This is a genomic window from Pseudoxanthomonas sp. LjRoot204_2 (genome assembly GCF_056175765.1).
On record NZ_JBGFFG010000436.1, the window covers coordinates 1 to 2,718 of the forward strand.

A 2,718-nucleotide genomic window follows, 5' to 3' on the forward strand; every position below is an offset into this window, starting at 1 on the left:
GCTTCCATTCCTCTCTATGTGCTGCAGCTCGGAGAGACGGCGTACTGGGCGTTAGTTGGCGGTTCTACTTTGCTGGTTTTTTCGGGTGCCGCGCTCGGCTTGACTGGTACGATTCTTCTGTTCCGGTCGTACGCCAAACTTGCGGAGCGTGCTGGTCCAAGCTCAGTAGCCGGCACCTAACAATTCATTCCAGCCGAATCGGTAGTTCCTACGGTTTAGTGGACACCTTGACCTAACCCTCAGGAGTGTCCCAATGCCAAAGCCAGACCCCAGAACCATTCATCGCTACAGCGATGCCTTCAAAGCCTCCGTCGCTCGCTTGAGCCAACAGATCCCAGTCGAGCCTGACAGTTCAGGCGAACCGGATCCGCGTCGCGGAGAGACACAAGGCGTTCGCCATCACACCGGGCAGCCTTGTCGATTGAGGAAGAAGGTGGGCCGGTAGCACACGAGCCGCGCAGACTGCTGAGTACGGCAAACCAGAGCCACTGGCGGTGATCGTTCTCGAAGCCGCACGCACGATGCATCAGATCATGCATGCTGTGCTGAAGAACTTCGGATATGCCATCAGGAGCTTGCATGCAGAAGGACGACTATTGGTTCCGGGCGAAACGGTCCGGCTGGGGTTGGGCCTTGCCGATCCGATGGCAGGGGTGGCTGGTCTATGGTGTGTCCCTGGCGCTGCTGGTCTCTGTCTTCCTGTTGTTTCCACCCGACCGGCACGTCGTCCCCTTCATGATCGGCACGTGGGCCGTGCTGCTGGCGCTGATCGCGATCTGTTGGCTGAAGGGCGAGCCGCCGCGCTGGGGCAAGTAGCCGCGCCGCAGGATCGTGGCAGACTCGATGCACTCCACTTTTCGACCACGTCTCCGGTAGGGAGCTGACGTACATGAGGATATCCCGCAAGCACGCACTGATCGGCGGTATCGCTGCCATCGCACTCGTCATCGCCTTGCAGGCCTTCAACAGCGCCGGCTGCTACGACCATACGCTGCTGACGTTCCTGCAGGTGCTGGGCATGTTTCGTCTGGTGCCGTTGCTACCGGCGGTGATATCGCTGTTCACCGCCAACCCGTTGCGGGCCGCCGGCGCCTGCCTGCTGTTCGCGCCGTGGCTGGTGTTCGCCTACTACACCGATTGCGTGCGTCCCTATCAAGGCGGCGGTGCGTCGATGATCTACGTGGCGGTACTGCTATGGGGCACGCCGTGCGCCATCGTCGGCGCGCTGTTGACTGGAACGGTGATGCGACTGTTCGGCATGTCGGTAGCGCCGCGTCGATAGCCTGGCGCGGATCGGCGCAACGAGCGCGGCGCGCCCTATTCCGTCTCTTCCGGCGGCAGCACGATGCCGTCCGGATCCACCGCCAGGCGACCGGCGGCGAGCACGGCCTGGGTGCGGTTGGTGACGTGCAGCTTGCGCAGGATGGCGGTGACGTGGGCCTTGATGGTGGCTTCGGACACGCCCAGGTCGTAGGCGATCTGCTTGTTGAGCCGGCCGGCGCCGAGCATCTGCAGCACCTTGAACTGCTGCGGGGTCAGGTCGCGCAGGCGCTGTGCCGTTTCCTGCTCGTCGCGGCTGGTGGCGGGCGCGTTGTGCGCTTCTTCGGGCACCCAGCGTTCGCCATCGAGCACCGCCCCGATGGCCTGGCCGATGGTGTCGGAATCGGCCGACTTGGGRATGAAACCCAGCGCACCGTGGTCGAGCGCGCGGCGCATCACCGCCGGCTCTTCGCGCGCGGACACGATGACGACCGGCAGCTGCGGATGCAGCGCGCGCAGGTGCACCAGCGCGTTGAAGCCATGCGCACCGGGCATGTTGAGGTCCATCAGCAGCAGGTCGGCGTCGGGATGCGCGTCGACCAGCAMGTACAGCGCGTCGACGCTGTCGGCTTCATGCAGCTTCACGCCGGGCATTACGCGCTGTACCGCGCCGCGGAGGGCTTCGCGGAACAGCGGGTGGTCGTCGGCGATCAACAGGGTGGGCATGGCGGTGCGATCCATCGTGATGGGAAAGGGTAATCCTTGATGCGTTTGCGTGCACAGGGCGGCGTGTCCCGCCCCGTGTAGCCCGTCTGCCCTCCCCAGCAGCCGGTTACTTCACCTTGCGTTCGGCGACCAGCGATTCGACGACCGACGGGTCGGCCAGTGTCGAGGTGTCGCCCAACTGCTCGGGTGCGTTCTCGGCGATCTTGCGCAGGATGCGGCGCATGATCTTGCCCGAACGCGTCTTCGGCAGGCCCGGCGCCCACTGCAGGTGATCCGGCGTGGCGATCGGCCCGATCTCCTTGCGCACCCAGGCCACCAGTTCTCTCAGCAGTTCGTCGCTCTGCGCTTCGCCGGCCTTCAGGGTGACGTAGGCGTAGATGCCCTGGCCCTTGATGTCGTGCGGGAAGCCAACGACGGCCGCTTCGGCCACCTTCGGATGCGCGACCAGCGCGCTTTCCACTTCGGCGGTGCCGATGCGATGGCCCGACACGTTGATGACGTCGTCGACGCGGCCGGTGATCCAGTAATACCCGTCGGCGTCGCGACGGCAGCCGTCGCCGGTGAAATAGGTGCCCGGATACGTGCGGAAGTAGGTGTCGATGAAGCGCTGGTGGTCGCCGTACACGGTGCGCATCTGGCCCGGCCAGGAATCGAGCAGCACCAGGTTGCCTTCGGTCGCGTCGTCGAGCTGCTCGCCGTTGGCGTCGACCAGCGCTGGGCGTACCCCATAGA

General features: G+C 64.7%; 5 protein-coding genes. 3 read left to right on the forward strand and 2 right to left on the reverse strand.

Annotated elements, in window-relative coordinates:
• From AC04L7_RS16145 to AC04L7_RS16155, 3 genes are all read left to right on the forward strand, one after another.
• Positions 1-180: hypothetical protein (locus tag AC04L7_RS16145; protein WP_475513407.1), on the forward strand; the 180-nt coding region annotated here is incomplete at its 5' end.
• Between the two features lie 399 nt (positions 181-579).
• Entirely contained in the window at positions 580-816 is a 237-nt protein-coding gene (locus AC04L7_RS16150; RefSeq protein ID WP_436000728.1) for a hypothetical protein, read from the forward strand.
• Between the two features lie 73 nt (positions 817-889).
• The gene (locus tag AC04L7_RS16155; protein WP_475513408.1) at positions 890-1,282 is read left to right on the forward strand and encodes a Na+:solute symporter; all 393 of its coding nucleotides are present in this window, start codon (positions 890-892) and stop codon (positions 1,280-1,282) included.
• Between the two features lie 35 nt (positions 1,283-1,317).
• On the opposite strand, the gene AC04L7_RS16160 is transcribed toward AC04L7_RS16155, so the two are convergent.
• Positions 1,318-1,986 carry a response regulator transcription factor gene (locus AC04L7_RS16160; protein WP_475513409.1) on the reverse strand — a complete coding sequence of 223 codons (669 nt, stop codon included), beginning with the start codon at positions 1,984-1,986 and terminating at the stop codon, positions 1,318-1,320.
• Positions 1,987-2,092: 106 nt separating this feature from the next.
• Positions 2,093-2,718: AMP-binding enzyme (locus AC04L7_RS16165; protein WP_475513410.1), on the reverse strand; the 626-nt coding region annotated here is incomplete at its 5' end.

Coding starts and splice junctions, on each gene's coding strand:
- AC04L7_RS16150 (WP_436000728.1), top strand. CDS start 580: ATGCAGAAGGACGACTATTGGTTCCGGGCGAAACGGTCCGGCTGGGGT.
- AC04L7_RS16155 (WP_475513408.1), top strand. CDS start 890: ATGAGGATATCCCGCAAGCACGCACTGATCGGCGGTATCGCTGCCATC.